Raw genomic sequence first — 16,056 nt, forward strand, 5'->3', positions numbered from 1 at the left:
TCTGATGGCTCTGAAAATTTTATATCTTCTCCTGGGTCTAAAAGCTGCATTGTTCCAGGTTCTAGGCCAGATAGTGCTACTCCTTGCTCATTTGCTTGCTCCTCACCTAAAATATTTGCTTCAGGATCGAGTCTTGTAATAAACCCTGCAAACATCGCAGCAGTCTTTTTTCTTACTAATTCTGCATCATCGTATTGATCAAGTTCATAAAGCTTTAGCAGTATATTAGAAAGCCATGGCTCTCCCCTAATTTGCCCAGGTCTTAGTGGTCTATAGATATGTAAAACATCGTTTGCTGGCACTCTTACTGACTCTCCAAAGGTATTTTCACCAGGGTGTTCTTTAAATAGGTAGTATGCTTCTCTTTGCCCAAGCCTGTTAAACTCAATCCCGTTTCTTATTACATTACCATTTCCTAAAGTTTGATTTGTTTTATTATCTAAATGTTCAGACTCAAGTACTTGCAGTTGTAATGGTACAGAAAATCCATCTTCGAGTTTACGATTTCGGAGGCGTACAAAACATTCTCCTCCCTCTATCATACTTCTGCATACTAGAGCTTGTAATCCATAAAAATCACTTACTCCGTTACTGTCTGCTTCATCTGTCCATTTTAGCCATAATTCTTGCACCTTCTTTCGAAATTCTCCATCTCTTGCTTTTGATTGCGGTTTTATTCCTGTTCCAATAGAGTTACTTACTATTGTATCAATAATATTTGCTGCATATGGATTTTTTCTTACCATATCACGAGAGCGGCTACGCAAGTGCTCAAGGCTTTGAGAAAGCAAATTATTTATGCTTCCCGCTTCTCCTTGCCAATACATTACCCTTCTTCCTGAGCCTGCTGCATCCCAGGCTGAACTTTTGATTTTTGGCTTGCTAAATAGTTGTTTGAAATTTTTCAGCATCATACTAACCAAAATTCTCTTAATTCTTTTAATGTGCCGTTAAATTTATTTCTGTCACATTTTCCGATTCCACTTACTTCATGTGGCTCTGGACCATTTTTACCGTCGGTGTATTGCCATAAAATCCACTTATTCCAGCCTTGCGGTAAAACAGGTTGATCTCCATATCTTGCTATCCATAATGGACATTTAGTCAAAATTGGTGTGGCAAAATCTTTCAAAAAATTAGCACCTCCATACACTAAAGGTGAACGCCCTGTTTCTTCTTGAACTTTTTTAATAAAATCTTCTGCTTGTCTTGGTTCTATATTTTTTCCACTTTCGTTCTCTTCAATATCAAGAGCAACAATTGTATTTTTAGCTTTACCCACTGTATTCAAAAAGTGATTTGCTTGATCCTTTCCATCTTCCCCTACACCGAAATGATATGAACCCCATAATAGACCCAAGTCTTCAGCTTCTTTTCTTCTTTCTTTGTATTTTGAATCTATGTACTCTGTTCCTTGCGTTGCCTTATGAATTACTCCAACTATACCACTCTCTTTAGCTAACTCAAAATCCACATTTTCTTGCCAATGTGACAAATCTATTATTCCATTTACTGAACTCTCTCTATTGTCCCATAGTTTTATGAAAGTTTTTAATTGCTCTAAAAATTCAGAATATTCCTCTTTTACAACTTTTCTCAGAAAATTTTCCCTCATATAACTCCTTTATTTGTTGCAAAAATAATCTTTCGTTTAGGCTTCATTCCAGCAATCTTTAGTTCACCTTTGATGCGTTGTCTTAAGCTCAGTAGATCCTTTATCTGAACTTCAGCATATCTCACAACATGATCACCATATGCAATTGATACCACTCTTTCGCCACTCTGAAGCTTCTTTATTGCTTGTTCAACTTGAATTAAATAATCTTCGTTATACATTTATTGCTTGCTGATCCATTTGCTTTTGACTATTTTCTTTGATTTTTATTTTCCGGTTTTTCACTTAAACTATTCCATTTACTCTCTGGCCATCTGTCTATTCCCAGTGCTATCGATGCAGCTCTTGCATAAATTCGGCAATCTAGTACTTCATTTCTTTCTCTTACCTTTTGCCACTCCTGTTTGGTGTATCCTTTTACTACCTTACTGACTAATTGCTCTGCCGTTAACTGCTTAAAATATTCGGGTGCATACTCAGGAAAATGACAGTATCCTGCTGGCACTTTCTCTTCTTCTTTTAAAATATTAAGTAGCTGAAAAAGCTCTGACTTTAATATCGATACTCCTACTGGCCAGAGCTTTATTCCTCTTTTTAGCTTTTGACCACCAACTGTTATATCAACTCTACTTGGGCTGCTAAGTGGCACTAGGGCTTTATTTACACCTTTGACTGCCATTACTCTTCCAGATCCTTGATGACCTCTTACCCAGTTGTATACTTCTTGCGTTGCATATCCAGCATCTACTGCCATCATACTTATCATATATTCAAGCCCATTTTCACCGATAAAATGATGATTGAGGAGCTCCGAAAGCTTTCCCCATACTTCTCCACCTCCTGTATCTCCTTCAAATACTCGATAGTCTATTGACCAACTTTCGCGGCTTTTTCCCCAGGCTACAACTTCTACTTCTAAACGATCTTTTTGGACATCAACTCCTGCTGTGAGAACTACTTCGCCTTTTGGTACTGTGCCAATCTGAAAAAATTCTCTTCTGTTAAATAATTGCTTCCAGTCTGGTACTTCTCCTTTATCTACCCAAGTTTCTCCAAGCGTAGTATTTATCCAAACTTTCAGTAATTGTTCACTTTCTTTGGCATGGAGAAAATCTTCTACTGCTTGTTGCCAACTATACCAACCAACTGGACTGTAAAGACTTGAAAGATGAAATCCTTTTTTCTCACCTTTTACTCTATTAGTAGGTCTCCATTCTCCACGCTCAAGTATCTCTGTCTTTTGATGATTTTCTATTTTGCCGCTACATTCAGTGCAGACATAATGTGCTGTTCTTGAGTCGTTGTTCTCCCATTTAATTTGTGACCATTTTAATATTTGGTAATAATTACAATGCGGACATGGTACAAAAAAATATCTCTTATCTGTTGCTTCAAATTCTTTCTCAATTCTGCTTATTCCATGAATCGTTGGCGTTGACACTAAAAAAATCTTTCGCCGTGCAAATGTATTAGTTCGTGCAATACTGAGCAGTACTGGATCTCCTTCTCCTCCTGAATCTCCTGGGTAGGCATCTATTTCATCAAGAAAGAGATATTTTACTGGCATAGATCTCAGTGCTACACTGCTATTTGCTCCGGTTATTACTACTATTCCACCTGGAAATTCCTTACTTTGTACAGTATTGCCTGAATCTCTTGATCTTGGGTCTTTTACTTTACTTTTTAAACATGGTGTACTTTCAATCAGTGGCGCAAATCTTCCTTTTGACCAACGCTTTCCCATTTCAACTGTTGGCTGTACTACTAGCATTGGTCCTGGTGTTTGATCGATGATATAGCCAATCCAATTGTTGCCAGCTTCTGTTCCTCCAATCTGCGCTCCCTTCATAAATACTACTTTTTCTGCTGGTGAGGACGGAGAAAGTGAATCCATGATTTCTTTTAAATAAGGAGTTCTTTCCGTTCTCCACTTTCCTGGCTCTGATGCTGCAGTTGGTGCTAGAACTCGATACTCATTCGCCCACTCTGATACTTTAAGCTCTGGATCTGGTTTTAAACCTTCAGAAAATGATGTGGCGTATATCATATTGCTAGCTCTTCACCATCATTAGATAACATCACTTAAATTAGGACTTACGCTCTCACTTGTTTTCTCACTTTCGAGTTCAATAAACATTTTCTTTTCAAGCGCTTCTTCTATATACTTCTGAATTAAATTACTCATTACTATTGCAGCTATGAGTGCAACTATTCCCACCATTACTGCAGCTATAATGTTAGGGTAAATTCCCACTATCGCTATTGCACATACTGTTATAGAAACACAGATGATATTGATATATTTCTTTATTTTTTTGTCTGCTATTTTCCTTTCTTCAAAATATTTATTGCTCAATAAATGAAACGTTGGAAAGTTGTCATTTTTTCCAAATAAAACTATATCTTTTTCTTTGCTTAATAACTTTATCAGTTTTACGTTATTTGTTGTTATTGCGTACTGAAAAACATCTGTAGCATCTGCTCTTTTCTTTAGCAGTAATTTTACTATATTAAAATGTCTATTTATTGCTGCAAGATATATCGCTGATTCTCCTTTATTGTTTAAAATATCTACTTCAACTCCCTCTTCTAAAATCTCTTCTAGGAACTCCTCATATCCTTTTTTTGCAGCTAAATGAAGTAAACTGTTTTTATCTTCTCCATATTTACTACTCATTAAAATTTCCACTATATCTTGTTTATTCCTTTCTCTTGCATAACAAAATGGTGTTTTGCCTTTATCATCTCTAATCAAAGGATCTATATCTTCTCGCGTTAGTAAAACCTCTATTGTTTTAAGTCTTTCAGCATAATGTAATGGTGTTTTATTTTCATAGTCTTGTAAATTGACCTTGGAGTTTGGAGCATTTGTTAAACACCTTACAATATCCAAACACAAATCTCGTTCATCATAATTGCTAACGCTTACAGCATTGTGAAGAGGTGATAACTTTGTTGCATTTTCTCCACTACCGGTCCTATTTACATTTGCATCGAGGTCTACTAGTTTTTTTACTACTCCTATTTTCTTGTTGTTTACTGCATAATGAATTGCTGCGTGATTTCTCGCATCAAGAATGTCCTTATCCGCATTTCCTTCTCTAATTAAAATTTCTACTATTTCTTCATTTCCAGCTCCTGCTGCTAAGTGTAATGCTGTATGTAGTAGAGCATTCTGCTCATTAACATTAACCCCTTTGTCGAGTAAAAACCTTACAGCATTTGCTTCATTCAACATCGCAGCTAAGTGGAGTAAGCTATCTTGCTCTGATCCGTATTTGTTATTAATTAGCGCCTGTAATATTTCTTCTCTTGCACAAGAGAGCGCACTTTTACCATCATCATCAGTGATCAGTGGATTAATATTTTTCCTGTTCAGTAAGAGTGCAACCATACCAAACTCGTTAATTTCTACTGCATAATGCAGCGGTGTCTTTCCATTTAATCCTCTAACATTTACATCCACTCCTGGTTGATTAATGAGACACTTTATTAATTCTAAACTTAAGTTAGCAGACATTATTTAAAACTTAATATTAGATAATTCTTGTAATGAGTTTGTAATCTCTTCAGTTAGCGCCATATGAATCTTTTCAGTGTCACTCAGTGATGCAAGTAGTGCTGAAACTCTATTTGGAATATTAAGCAAATTATTACGGACAACTCTTGCTACGTTAAATGCATCGCGCTTTACTTCCTCTACTGCTACAAGTTCTCCTATCTCAGCCTTAGCTTTCGCCTCAAGTAGTTTACCTCGTTCCATTTCATTTTTTATTCGAGTTTTAAGCAACATTGTGGAAAGGTTACTTGTATTTTCGTTTTCTGGATTTTTCCTCCTCAGTGGCTGACTTGGATCTCTTATTGCTGCTACCGCTTCATTTGCTTGCTCTCTATTGATCAAACCATCCTCCAACTCAACTATTCCTTTTTTTACTAAATAACAGACATATTGCTTTGAAACTCCTAGTTCTTTTGCCCATTCCGTTTGTGTGATCTTTTCCACTTTTTTTGCCCCTTTATTGCTGTTTTTCTTCTTGAATTTGTGCAAAAGTTTTGTCAGTACCAGATAGAATTGCCTTCCTACCTGTGTATATTTGCCAACGTTTTATGGTTACATCTACAAATTTTGAATCTAGCTCTATTGTTCTGCAAATTCTTCCTGTTCTCTCACATGCAATCAGTGTGCTGCCAGAACCGCTAAATGGATCAAGTACGATATCTCCAGGTCTGCTGCTATTAACTATTGCTTTCTCCATTAGCTCTACTGGCTTCATCGTTGGATGTAGTGTATTATGTGTTGGCTTATCATAAAACCATAGATCACTTTGATTTCTACCTCCATGCCACTCACGTTTATTGCCGCTTTTCCATCCATAAAGCATTGCTTCGTATTGTCTTTGATAATCTGATCTTCCTAGCGTAAAGTGATTCTTCGCCCAAATGATAAAAGTTGACCATTTTCCTCCCGCTTCCTCAAATGCTTTTTGCAACGTTGAAAACTCTGATGATGATATGCAAATGTAAATTGCACCTTTCGTATATGCTAAAATATGGGAACAGATATCGTAGAGAAAAAGTTCGTACTTTTCACCTTGATTATCGTTTAATATCTTTTTATCTTGGCTACCAACATAATCAACATTATATGGAGGATCACAAACAGTAATGTCTGCCGTTTTATCATCTAACAGCGCTTTATATGATTCAACTACAGAGCTATCACCACAATAGATTCGATGATCACCTAAAATCCATAAATCCCCTGGTTTTGTTATTTCTACCCTTTTTTCATCACCAACCAAGTCAGAAAAATCTTCTTCTTCTCTATCTAAATCATCAAGAAAGTTTTGAACTTTTTCTAATTCAAATCCAGTCATTTTAAGATCAAACTGCAAATCTTCTAACTCTTGAATTTCTACCTTTAAAAGATCATCATCCCACTTTGCCCAATTAGCTGATTGATTTGCCAGTAATCGAAAAGCTTTGGTTTGTGGTTCATTTAGATTATCACTTAAAACAACAGGAATACTCTCCATACCAAGTTTTCTTGCTGCTTTAAGTCTTAAATGACCATCAACCATAGTTCCATCGCTTTTTGCAACTATTGGTATACGAAAGCCGAATTCCCTGATTGAAGCACACATTCTGTTTACTACGTCATCATTTTTACGTGGATTACGCTCATATTCGACCAGATTTCGAGTAGGATAGTAGTGGATTGCTAAATTCATATAATTACTGTACTAATTAAAAAGTTAATATTCAAAATATCTCTGACGCTAAAGAAGGCCTGGGGTCTGACCCACCAAACCCGCCAGTATGGCTGAAAGGACCCACTTTTATGGTATTTTTAATACATTAAAATCTTTACTAAGATTCATAACGTAGAACATTAATGCCAAAGCATCCCCCTCATTATCATCTCTAGGTAAAAAACCTTTTTCCTTTACAGCTTCAATCACTTCACTCTTACTTGCATTACCTTTGCCTGCTATAAAGCGTTTTATAGTTTTAACATTAACACCTTTGTATGGCACATGATGTTCTTCACACCAAGCAGACAGCACTGCAAGAAAACCACCATAGCAATGAGCTGCATCAGTTCCTAGATGTCTTCTCACTTCTTCAAAATAAACTGCAGAAATGTCTTTCAAAGAATTAAGCCAATTACAAAAGTTTAAGAAGCACATTCCGCCTCCACTGAAACGGCTACCATGAAAACTTTTGCTTCCACTTTCAATTACTCCATCTGTTAGAATTGCCCAGCCTGTCTGTTTGCCGAGGTCCAGTGTTAGGATTGACATTTTCTTTATGTTTGAAGCGCGTAGAGGTAAACTAACCTCGTTGAAACAATGCCCTTCTATTATATATATACCGGATTTCTTACTACTTTTTCCGGGATTTTCTAAAAAAAAAGTTAAAATAATTTCAAAACTGCTTACCAGCTAAAGAATAAAGTAGATAGTTCTCTATTTTTAGAGTTTTACAGTTGCTTGTCTTTTTTACAAATAACCTATATGCTACTTGAAGTAAGGTAGAGTAGATATGATAATAAATGAAAACGAAATTTTATTATATACAACTCCAGATGGAGACGTGAGAATTGATGTTTTGTATCGAGATGAAAACATTTGGCTTACACAAAAAAGAATGGCGGAGTTGTTTGATGTTAATATTAGAACAATTAGTGAGCATTTACAGAACATATTTGCTAGTCAAGAGTTAGATAAAGATTCAGTTATCCGGATTTTCCGGAATACTGCTGAAGATGGTAAACAGTACCCTACACAATTTTATAATTTGGATGCAATTATAGCTATTGGTTATCGAGTTAATTCTAAAAAGGCTACATCTTTCAGAGTATGGGCTACAAAAATTTTGAGAGATTTCATCATCAAAGGATTTGCATTAGATAGCGAACGGCTAAAAAACGGCCCAAAGTTTGGCAAAGACTACTTCAATGAATTACTTGAAAAAATCAGGGAAATACGAGCATCCGAACGTAGGTTTTACCAGAAGATTACTGACATTTATGCTGAATGCTCTGCAGACTATGATCCAAATTCAGAAATAACAAAACAATTTTATGCAAAAGTACAGAATAAATTATATTGGGCGATTTATGGCCTGACTGCAGCAGAGCTAATATATTCTCGAGCTGACCACAAAAAACCAAATATGGGGCTAACTACATGGAAAGATGGTCCTGGCAACAAAATTCATAAGAGTGATGTGAGTACTGCAAAAAACTACTTGACTGAAAAAGAGTTGAGTGAACTAAATCATATTGTTTCGATGTATCTAGATTATGCGGAACTTCAAGCAAGAAAGCATCGGCTAATGAAAATGCAGAATTGGGTTGAAAAGTTGGATGCATTTCTATTGTTCAATGATTATGAAGTACTTAAAGATGCTGGTAAAGTTAGTGCTGAAGTTGCAAAAGCTCTAGCTGAAGGAGAATACGAAAAGTACAGAGTTATACAGGACAAATTACATGAATCTGATTTTGATGAATTAATTAAAGCAAGTAAAGAAAGTGAGAAAATAACTACAACAAAAACCAGCTTGTAGTTGAGCTATCTGTGTTTGACATCTTGCTTTTATTTTAATTTCAAGGGGGGTGAAAAATTGTCCCCACCCTTTAGAAAGCCCTATCTGCCAATAAATAGTGAAAACATAAATCTTTGTCTCCATTGTACGCGATAAAATTGGAGACGTAAATAAATAAATTTAGACCTTTGTCTCCATCTTGAACTATTGAAAGGGTTTTGTAGCTTATGTTTATGGCAGCAACTTCAAACTTTTTTCCTTTAGCTTCATCTACAAATTATTTATTAGAGATTACCTAAAGACTCAACTTAAGAGTTTTAGATAAAAGTTGTTATATTTCTATAAGACCTCTAAAATAACCAGCTCTTGTTGCACCAAAATTACAAAAACTGTTCACTTTTTGAAAAAATATTTTACAACAAATAAAAAACGTGATAGGCTAAGGTGAGGCTTTTTTATAGTGAGTAAAAGTTTAAGGTAAGAAATAATTTTAAAATGACTCTTAATCGAGTTTTAAGCTACCTTACATGAGTAATTTAGATCCTGGTTGTACAATTGGTGCCCTGAAGTTGTAGAATCTTTTTAAAACGCTATTATCAGCTATCTTGTCTTTTGTAAGCATTTATCTTTTTTAGGTTATCCAAAATGCAATAGTAGGTTTTTCATATTTTTGTCTCTGTGTTGTATTTTTATTTAGGGCGATCTGATTCGTTAAGTCTTCTGGAAATGGAAAAATAACGTCTTATAGGTATTAAATGGATAAAAATGCAGAATTTCAATGGTTTAGGTGTATTATATTTCTATTTCCTTATTTTGAAATTTTGCTGGAAATCACAAAACTCAGAACGGCTTTTTACTCCTTAAAACCTTACTTTGAAGAATAGGCCACAGTAGTAGATTAGGTATTTACCATAAAAATGTGACCTTTAGCTATTTTTAAAGGCTATTAAAATTTAGTGATACCTTTAATTATCTTATAATAACTAGGTTTATGTCTACTAATATCATGAAATGCAGATATCACATGGTCCACCTATATGCATAAGTAGTTAGAACTTTTACCAGCTAAAAAACAAATTTGCAAATTTCACAAACCAACCTTAGTCATCTCTGCTTACTGTAGTAAAAAAGTTCTTGGCACAAAGATACAAACATGAAAAAGGCGTTTCTCTTTAAAGCTAGCTACACTTTTTAAGTGGGAAACCAACCCCCTGATTAAAGATCGCTTATAAAACAACTCTAAACTCAACTAAAAGGTATTTTCAGTAGTCTTACTATCACGAAGCAAACTTACCTGTAAGTTTAATAAAATTTTCATGCCTTGTAAAGAAAATTTTCTAAAAAGAATTTAACGTTTCCTGTCTCAAATCCTTTTTTTAGAGAGTCATCTACAAAGGTTAAAGAATAAATAAGAATGAAAAATATAAAATATAAATAGGGTATTATTATATACCTTATTTTTATTATTTATAATAATAGGGTTTTTCTCTAAACTAAGAAACACTCAAAATCAGCCAAGGAGCAGCCTTTTATGATATTATAGTAGTTTGCTTGACTTGTAACCTTAAATTATGTTAAACTACCCTACAGTAGACTACTTCTCAGCTTAATGAGATTTCATTTTATAATCTAAACTGACCTAAACTGCCTAAAATCATCGTAATCTCAAACCTGACTTCTTAAAATTTCGGACGAATTTGCGTGTATATAAATTTGTTGGACAAAAAACCTATCTACAGTTTTTAAAATTTTGGTGAATATATATAGTAAGGGAACACATGTACTTTCATAAACATATATTTGCTGTTAGAAAAAAAATTTCTCTACTCTTCCGGAAAAACCTATGAGAAATCCGGTATTACTATAGTAAAAGGTACAGAGACATCTCTCTACCCATATAACTGTATTTTAAATTACCAGCCTTTAAGAACATCATCACGAGCTATGTAACAGAAAAAAAGACATTTTGTCAACAAACATAGCTTATTTTAACAGGAGAAAACAATATGCATGATAAGCAAGCTTTATTTGAAAGAGCAGCAGAAGTAAAAGCAGAACTACTCTCAAGAATAGAATCATCTTTATCCTACTTATTACCAAATGGTACTTTCCACGGCGGTAAGTTCTATGTTGGTAATATTAGGGGAGATAGGGGAAAAAGCTTAGTAGTAGAAATAAGAGGAGAAAAAGCCGGATTATGGGTTGATTTTGCCACGAGCGACGGTGGTGATATATTTGATCTCTGGCGGGATGTTACTGGCAAGACGAAGTTTCTTGATACCATAGAAGATATAGAACAATGGCTTGGCCGTTCAACATTTCAACCAAATCAGTTGGAATACTTAAATAAATCAGAAATACATTGGGATTACCACGATGAAAACAACCAAGTAATAGCTAAAATTTATCGTTATTATGATGCTGCAGGAAGAAAACGATATAGCTGTTTTAATGTAAAAAACTCAAGTAGTACTGCACCGGAACCAAGACCTTTATATAATATTCCAGGTATAATTAAATCTGACAAAATTGTTTTCGTTGAAGGTGAAAAATGTGCTGAAAGTTTAATAAATAAAGGCATAACCGCAACAACGACGATGTTTGGGGCAAATTCACCTATTGAGAAAACAGATTGGACTTTGCTAAAAGGTAAACATATTATCATTTGGCCAGACAATGATGAAGCAGGCAATAAATATGCCAAAAACGCTGAAAAGAAACTTTTAGAACTTGGTGTTGCATCACTTGTCACACTTAAGATTCCTCAAGATAAACCAAAAACTTGGGATGCTGCTGATTGTATTCAAGAAGGGATAGATGTTGAAAAGTTTTTAGCTACAACTATTCGCATACCATGTAGAAAAAACGTTACCTTCTTTCTTGCAGATCAATACTTAAATGAAAAATCTTCTGGACCAGGTGATATTATTGAGCCAAGAGTTTTAACTCCAGGTGGTCTTTTAGTATTTGGTGGAGCTCCGAAGGTTGGTAAAAGCGATTTTCTCATCTCATGGCTTACATATATGGCTGCAGGAAAATCATTTCTTAGCATGTCACCTACTAAGCCTTTACGAATTCTTTATCTTCAAACAGAGGTTGGTTATTTCTACATGTGTGAGCGCATGAAACAACTTAAACTTGATCCAGAGGTTCGTAAATTAGTTTCCTGTAATTTAGCTATTACACCACAAACAAGGCTGCTTTTAAATGAAGACGGCATTAAAGACATTGTCACTGAAGCAGAAAAGATCTTTGATCCAAGTACAGTTGATGTCATTGCCATTGATCCATTGCGTAATATCTTTGATGCTGATGAACATGGTAGTGAAAATGATAATAATGCCATGATTTTCTTTCTCCAGGAGAGAGTTGAAAAACTGCGTTCTCTAATCAATCCAGATGCTGGAGTAATTTTAGTGCATCATACAAAAAAAATGCCAAAGAAGTTATTGGAAGAAGATCCATTTCAAAGCTTTAGTGGCGCAAGTAGTCTGAGGGGATTTTATACTACTGGAATGGTCATGTTTAGGCCGGATGAGAAAAACAGCAATCGTCAATTGATATTTGAGTTACGTAACGGTCATTCCATTTCACCAAAATGCGTTGATAAAGTTAATGACCATTGGTATGAGATTGATCCAGAGTCACATAGGCTAGTGAATAAAGATTATGGTGAAAAACTAGATGCCGAACGTTCTCGTAGATATGACATCATCTTGGACTTAATATGTGCAGAAGGACGTAAGGGTCATGCTTATACAATTAATCAGTTTTGTCAGGCATTTGAAAATAAAGAAGGTCTTGGCAGTACACATTCTATACGTGATCGTCTCGATGTCCTTGCTACCAAAGGCTACGTTAAATTCAACAAAGAAGGCAAAAACGCTGCAAGAAACAAATACGGAGTACTTTGCGTTGAAGGTATGGAATTTGGGGAAAAAATATTTGATCCAGAGAAGAATAAAAAGGTTACAGTCTATCACAGATTACTACCCACACACTACAAGTCACCACACTATGGCAGCGTAATTCCTGTAGAAAATCCAAATACTTGGGTTTATCACAATTAAATTATTAACACTTTAATCATTTCTTAATTAGAGGGGCAAAATATGCATTCTAAAAATTCCTATATTGGTATTAACCCAAAAGTTGTTAAACACATACGACACTATGCTAAGCTTCTGAAGAGAGGAAAAGCTTTTGCTTATAAAGACATTGAAGATGTTGAGCAAGATCTTTTACTTGACTGTTTGCCTGGCCTTGAGGGTTATAATGAACTTGAAGGACATTTTATAAAACAGTACGTTAAATGCCGTGCTCTTAATTTAAAAGAGAAAGAACTATGTAAAAAACGTACCATTAATTTTGTTGATGAAGCTTTATACGAAGAGAGCGATGAAAGTCTTGAATATAGCTCCGCAGTACGCATTGACGTAAATGAAGCAATTGCAAAGTTACCTAGAGAGTTAAGAAAAATATGTAAACTATTGGCAGAAGATCACAGCATTTGTGAAATTTCCAGAAGGACTGGTATACCAAAATCAACTCTCTACGACACAATCAACAAACTACGCAAAGAGTTTTCCCACCTAAAAACATACCTAAAACGAGATTTCTAACTCTATATCATAAGGGGGGAAAACATGAAAATAATAAACAACAAAGAAAGAGCAAAAATAGTAACAGGTGTGAAAATGGTAATCTTCGGACCTTACGGAATTGGCAAGACTAGCTTACTCAAAACTCTCGATGAATCAACAACACTTTGTCTTGATTTTGAAGCAGGACTTTTAGCTGTACAAGACTGGAAAGGGGATTCTATCAATATGCGCACTTGGAATGAGGCCAGAGATATTGCTTGTCTTATTGGTGAGCCAAACCCTGCACTAAAATCTGATCAAGCATACAGCCAAAGACACCATGAACATGTATCTGGCAAGTATAAAGATCTTCTTTCTGAAGTTTCTAAATACCGATGCATCTTTGTAGATAGTATAACTGTTGCTTCACGTTTATGTCTATTATGGGCAAAAATGCAACCTGAAGCTTTTTCTGAAAGAAGTGGAAAGCAAGACATGAGAGCTGCTTACGGAATGCTTGCTCAAGAAATGATGGCTTGGCTCAATCAATTTCAACACATCAGAGATAAAGACATCATCATAGTTGGCACACTAGGTCAATATCTCGATGACTGTAATCGTTCAACCTGGCTACCTCAATGTGAAGGGGCTAAAACTGCTAGTGAGATTCCAGGGATAGTTGATGAAGTAATTAGCATGGTTGGAATCAAGAAAGATGATGGCACAGAGGTTCGCTCATTTGTCTGTCAGACTATTAACTCTTGGGGATATCCCGCTAAAGATCGCAGTGGCTGCCTGAATATGGTTGAAGAACCGCATTTAGGTAAATTACTTGCGAAAATTAAAGCCAAAACTTTGCTGTTTAATTAAAAATTGGAGAAATTATTATGGAACAAAGCTTTTTCAATATCGGTCAAAAAATCCCTTTCTTCAGCGTAAAGGAGTATTTAAGTGATCAAACGCCAATACCAAAAGATATAATCTCACCAAGAATTCTGACAAAAAGAGGTCTATTGGTACTGGGTGGTCCACCTAAAATTGGCAAAAGCGATTTTCTAATTTCATGGCTCGTCCACATGGCTGCTGGTAGATCATTTCTTGGTATGACACCAAATAGACCTTTGAAAATTTTCTACATGCAAACTGAAATTGAATATGAATATATGAAAGAACGGTTGCAACAACTTCAACTTGATAACGAACTTTTGAATGTAGCTGCCAATAACTTAATTATCACGCCAAGAGTGCAATTATCATTTAGTAGTGAAGAAATAGATGAAATTAAAAATGTTGTCAAAGAGCGTTTTAAACCTGATATTATTGCGATTGATCCTCTTCGTAACATTTTTAACTCAAGTGAATATGGCAATGAAAATGACAATAGCGCTATGCTATTCTTTTTGCAAAAGACACTCGAAAGACTGAGAAATATTATTAATCCAGATTCAGGCATAATACTCACCCACCATACAAAAAAACTATCCAAAAAAATGTTAGAAGAAGATCCATTTCAAGGCCTAAGCGGTGCTGGATCTTTACGTGGATTTTATAGCACTGGCATGGTGATGTTTGCTCATGATGAAGAAAGCAGTGTACGCCAGATAGTATTTGAGCTTCGTAATGGTGAACGTGTGGCAAGTAAGCTTGTCGATAAGATAAATGGTCATTGGGAGCTTGTAGACCAATGGAGTTTTACTTAATTTATAGGAGGACAATATGTTATCAGATTTTTTAACTGATTTTAATAACGCAAAACTGCAGGGCAGTTTAATACCGAAAGGTACAACAGTCAAGGTAAAAATGGCAATAAAGCCTGGAGGTTATGAAAATTGGTTCACTAAAAGCTACACTACTGGCAGCATCTATTTAAACGCTGAATTTACTGTCACTGAAGGTCTATATGCAAAACGTAAGATTTTTCAAGTAATTGCATTAAAAGTGGCAAAGCAAGCGTTGAAGGAGAAGATGTTTGGGCAGAAGCTGGACGTTCTATGCTTAGAAGTATTTTAGAGTCAGCACGGAACATTCATTCAAATGACACTTCAGAAAAAGCAGTTATTGCTAGAAAGATCAACTCTATAGCTGATTTTAACGGGTTAGAATTTACTGCAAAAGTTGGTATTGAAGCTGATCGATATGGAGAAAAAAACAAGATTACTACAATTATTACTCCAGAACAAAATAAAAATGTTCAAAATGATTGGGTCCCGTTTTGAGGTACGACGAAGAAAAGTTATGGACTGCTGTCATTGAGAGGGCTATGAAAGATGCAGTAGGAAAAAACGTAAAGCTGAAAGAAGAAGCGATAAAATGGTTAAATTCTGAATCTTTTGAAACTGTTTGTGAGCTTTGATTTTCAATATGTCAAAAAGCATTGTTTCGATATTCTCGAAAGAAAAAAGTAGTTCTGGTTTTTTAAGATAAAAGAATGTTTAAGCATAGAAATGCACTTCAAAAAAAATTTTCATTTTTTCCGGAAAAACATGTGAGAAATCCGGTATATATATATAGTAAGAGGGGCAAACATGTCAATACTCACACAATCAGGTCGAGCAGCAATAGCAGCTAGCATAAAAAAGCAATCTATCCATCTTGCTTGGGGAACAGGTGATTCAAGTTGGGAAAGTAGCCATAAAGTAGAAAAAACTTTCGTTAAGGGTGAAATAATGCTTGATCACTACCATGTTAAAGATGCTAGAGTTTTTCAAGGGCAAACAATTTATCAGCCAAGTATTGATTATATAGTTGAGAGTAGTACTGGTGTTATTCAGCGCACAGAAAACAGCTCTATTGTAGAGAATAGTACAG

At 35.2% G+C, this 16,056-nt stretch carries 11 protein-coding genes and 4 pseudogenes; 7 read left to right on the forward strand and 8 right to left on the reverse strand.

Going from position 1 to position 16,056, the window contains the following annotated elements:
- From Wcon_RS04280 to Wcon_RS04315, 8 genes and pseudogenes are all read right to left on the reverse strand, one after another.
- A partial coding sequence (locus Wcon_RS04280) for a phage portal protein (protein WP_114517332.1) occupies positions 1 to 914 on the reverse strand: 914 nt, incomplete at its 3' end.
- Positions 911 to 1,615 carry a glycoside hydrolase family 25 protein gene (locus Wcon_RS04285; RefSeq protein ID WP_237350031.1) on the reverse strand — a complete coding sequence of 235 codons (705 nt, stop codon included), beginning with the start codon at positions 1,613 to 1,615 and terminating at the stop codon, positions 911 to 913. The genes Wcon_RS04280 and Wcon_RS04285, both read right to left, overlap by 4 nt.
- Positions 1,612 to 1,836 carry a gpW family head-tail joining protein gene (locus tag Wcon_RS04290; RefSeq protein WP_114517333.1) on the reverse strand — a complete coding sequence of 75 codons (225 nt, stop codon included), beginning with the start codon at positions 1,834 to 1,836 and terminating at the stop codon, positions 1,612 to 1,614. Before Wcon_RS04290 ends, Wcon_RS04285 begins: the two co-directional genes overlap by 4 nt.
- A pseudogene (locus Wcon_RS04295) lies at positions 1,837 to 3,662 on the reverse strand (phage terminase large subunit family protein).
- A pseudogene (locus Wcon_RS04300) lies at positions 3,659 to 5,135 on the reverse strand (ankyrin repeat domain-containing protein). Before Wcon_RS04300 ends, Wcon_RS04295 begins: the two co-directional pseudogenes overlap by 4 nt.
- A gap of 3 nt (positions 5,136 to 5,138) precedes the next feature.
- Positions 5,139 to 5,618, reverse strand: coding sequence for a hypothetical protein (locus Wcon_RS04305; protein ID WP_114517343.1), 480 nt, complete (start codon positions 5,616 to 5,618; stop codon positions 5,139 to 5,141).
- 13 nt (positions 5,619 to 5,631) lie between these two features.
- Positions 5,632 to 6,846, reverse strand: a complete 1,215-nt coding sequence (locus Wcon_RS04310; RefSeq protein ID WP_114517336.1) for a DNA modification methylase — start codon at positions 6,844 to 6,846, stop codon at positions 5,632 to 5,634.
- Between the two features lie 108 nt (positions 6,847 to 6,954).
- Positions 6,955 to 7,419, reverse strand: coding sequence for a RuvC family protein (locus Wcon_RS04315; protein WP_114517337.1), 465 nt, complete (start codon positions 7,417 to 7,419; stop codon positions 6,955 to 6,957).
- 241 nt (positions 7,420 to 7,660) lie between these two features.
- Between Wcon_RS04315 and Wcon_RS04320 the strand changes: the two genes are divergently transcribed.
- The 7 genes and pseudogenes from Wcon_RS04320 to Wcon_RS04350 all read left to right on the forward strand — a co-directional run.
- Entirely contained in the window at positions 7,661 to 8,686 is a 1,026-nt protein-coding gene (locus Wcon_RS04320) for a virulence RhuM family protein (RefSeq protein WP_237350032.1), read from the forward strand.
- Positions 8,687 to 10,671: 1,985 nt separating this feature from the next.
- The gene (locus Wcon_RS04325; protein WP_114517338.1) at positions 10,672 to 12,735 is read left to right on the forward strand and encodes an AAA family ATPase; all 2,064 of its coding nucleotides are present in this window, start codon (positions 10,672 to 10,674) and stop codon (positions 12,733 to 12,735) included.
- Positions 12,736 to 12,777: 42 nt separating this feature from the next.
- Complete coding sequence (locus Wcon_RS04330; RefSeq protein WP_114517339.1) at positions 12,778 to 13,287, forward strand: sigma-70 family RNA polymerase sigma factor; 510 nt, start codon at positions 12,778 to 12,780, stop codon at positions 13,285 to 13,287.
- Between the two features lie 24 nt (positions 13,288 to 13,311).
- Positions 13,312 to 14,118 carry an ATP-binding protein gene (locus Wcon_RS04335; RefSeq protein WP_114517340.1) on the forward strand — a complete coding sequence of 269 codons (807 nt, stop codon included), beginning with the start codon at positions 13,312 to 13,314 and terminating at the stop codon, positions 14,116 to 14,118.
- Between the two features lie 17 nt (positions 14,119 to 14,135).
- Positions 14,136 to 14,948, forward strand: a complete 813-nt coding sequence (locus Wcon_RS04340) for an AAA family ATPase (RefSeq protein ID WP_114517341.1) — start codon at positions 14,136 to 14,138, stop codon at positions 14,946 to 14,948.
- A gap of 16 nt (positions 14,949 to 14,964) precedes the next feature.
- A pseudogene (locus Wcon_RS04345) lies at positions 14,965 to 15,464 on the forward strand (hypothetical protein).
- Positions 15,465 to 15,773: 309 nt separating this feature from the next.
- Positions 15,774 to 16,056, forward strand: a pseudogene (locus tag Wcon_RS04350) (hypothetical protein); the annotation flags it as partial.

This window comes from Wolbachia endosymbiont of Cylisticus convexus (genome assembly GCF_003344345.1).

What these genes read in the sequence shown, in the direction of transcription:
- Wcon_RS04285 (WP_237350031.1), bottom strand. Translation starts at nt 1,615, where the DNA reads ATGAGGGAAAATTTTCTGAGAAAAGTTGTAAAAGAGGAATATTCTGAA.
- Wcon_RS04290 (WP_114517333.1), bottom strand. Translation starts at nt 1,836, where the DNA reads ATGTATAACGAAGATTATTTAATTCAAGTTGAACAAGCAATAAAGAAG.
- Wcon_RS04310 (WP_114517336.1), bottom strand. Translation starts at nt 6,846, where the DNA reads ATGAATTTAGCAATCCACTACTATCCTACTCGAAATCTGGTCGAATAT.
- Wcon_RS04315 (WP_114517337.1), bottom strand. Translation starts at nt 7,419, where the DNA reads ATGTCAATCCTAACACTGGACCTCGGCAAACAGACAGGCTGGGCAATT.
- Wcon_RS04320 (WP_237350032.1), top strand. Translation starts at nt 7,661, where the DNA reads ATGATAATAAATGAAAACGAAATTTTATTATATACAACTCCAGATGGA.
- Wcon_RS04325 (WP_114517338.1), top strand. Translation starts at nt 10,672, where the DNA reads ATGCATGATAAGCAAGCTTTATTTGAAAGAGCAGCAGAAGTAAAAGCA.
- Wcon_RS04330 (WP_114517339.1), top strand. Translation starts at nt 12,778, where the DNA reads ATGCATTCTAAAAATTCCTATATTGGTATTAACCCAAAAGTTGTTAAA.
- Wcon_RS04335 (WP_114517340.1), top strand. Translation starts at nt 13,312, where the DNA reads ATGAAAATAATAAACAACAAAGAAAGAGCAAAAATAGTAACAGGTGTG.
- Wcon_RS04340 (WP_114517341.1), top strand. Translation starts at nt 14,136, where the DNA reads ATGGAACAAAGCTTTTTCAATATCGGTCAAAAAATCCCTTTCTTCAGC.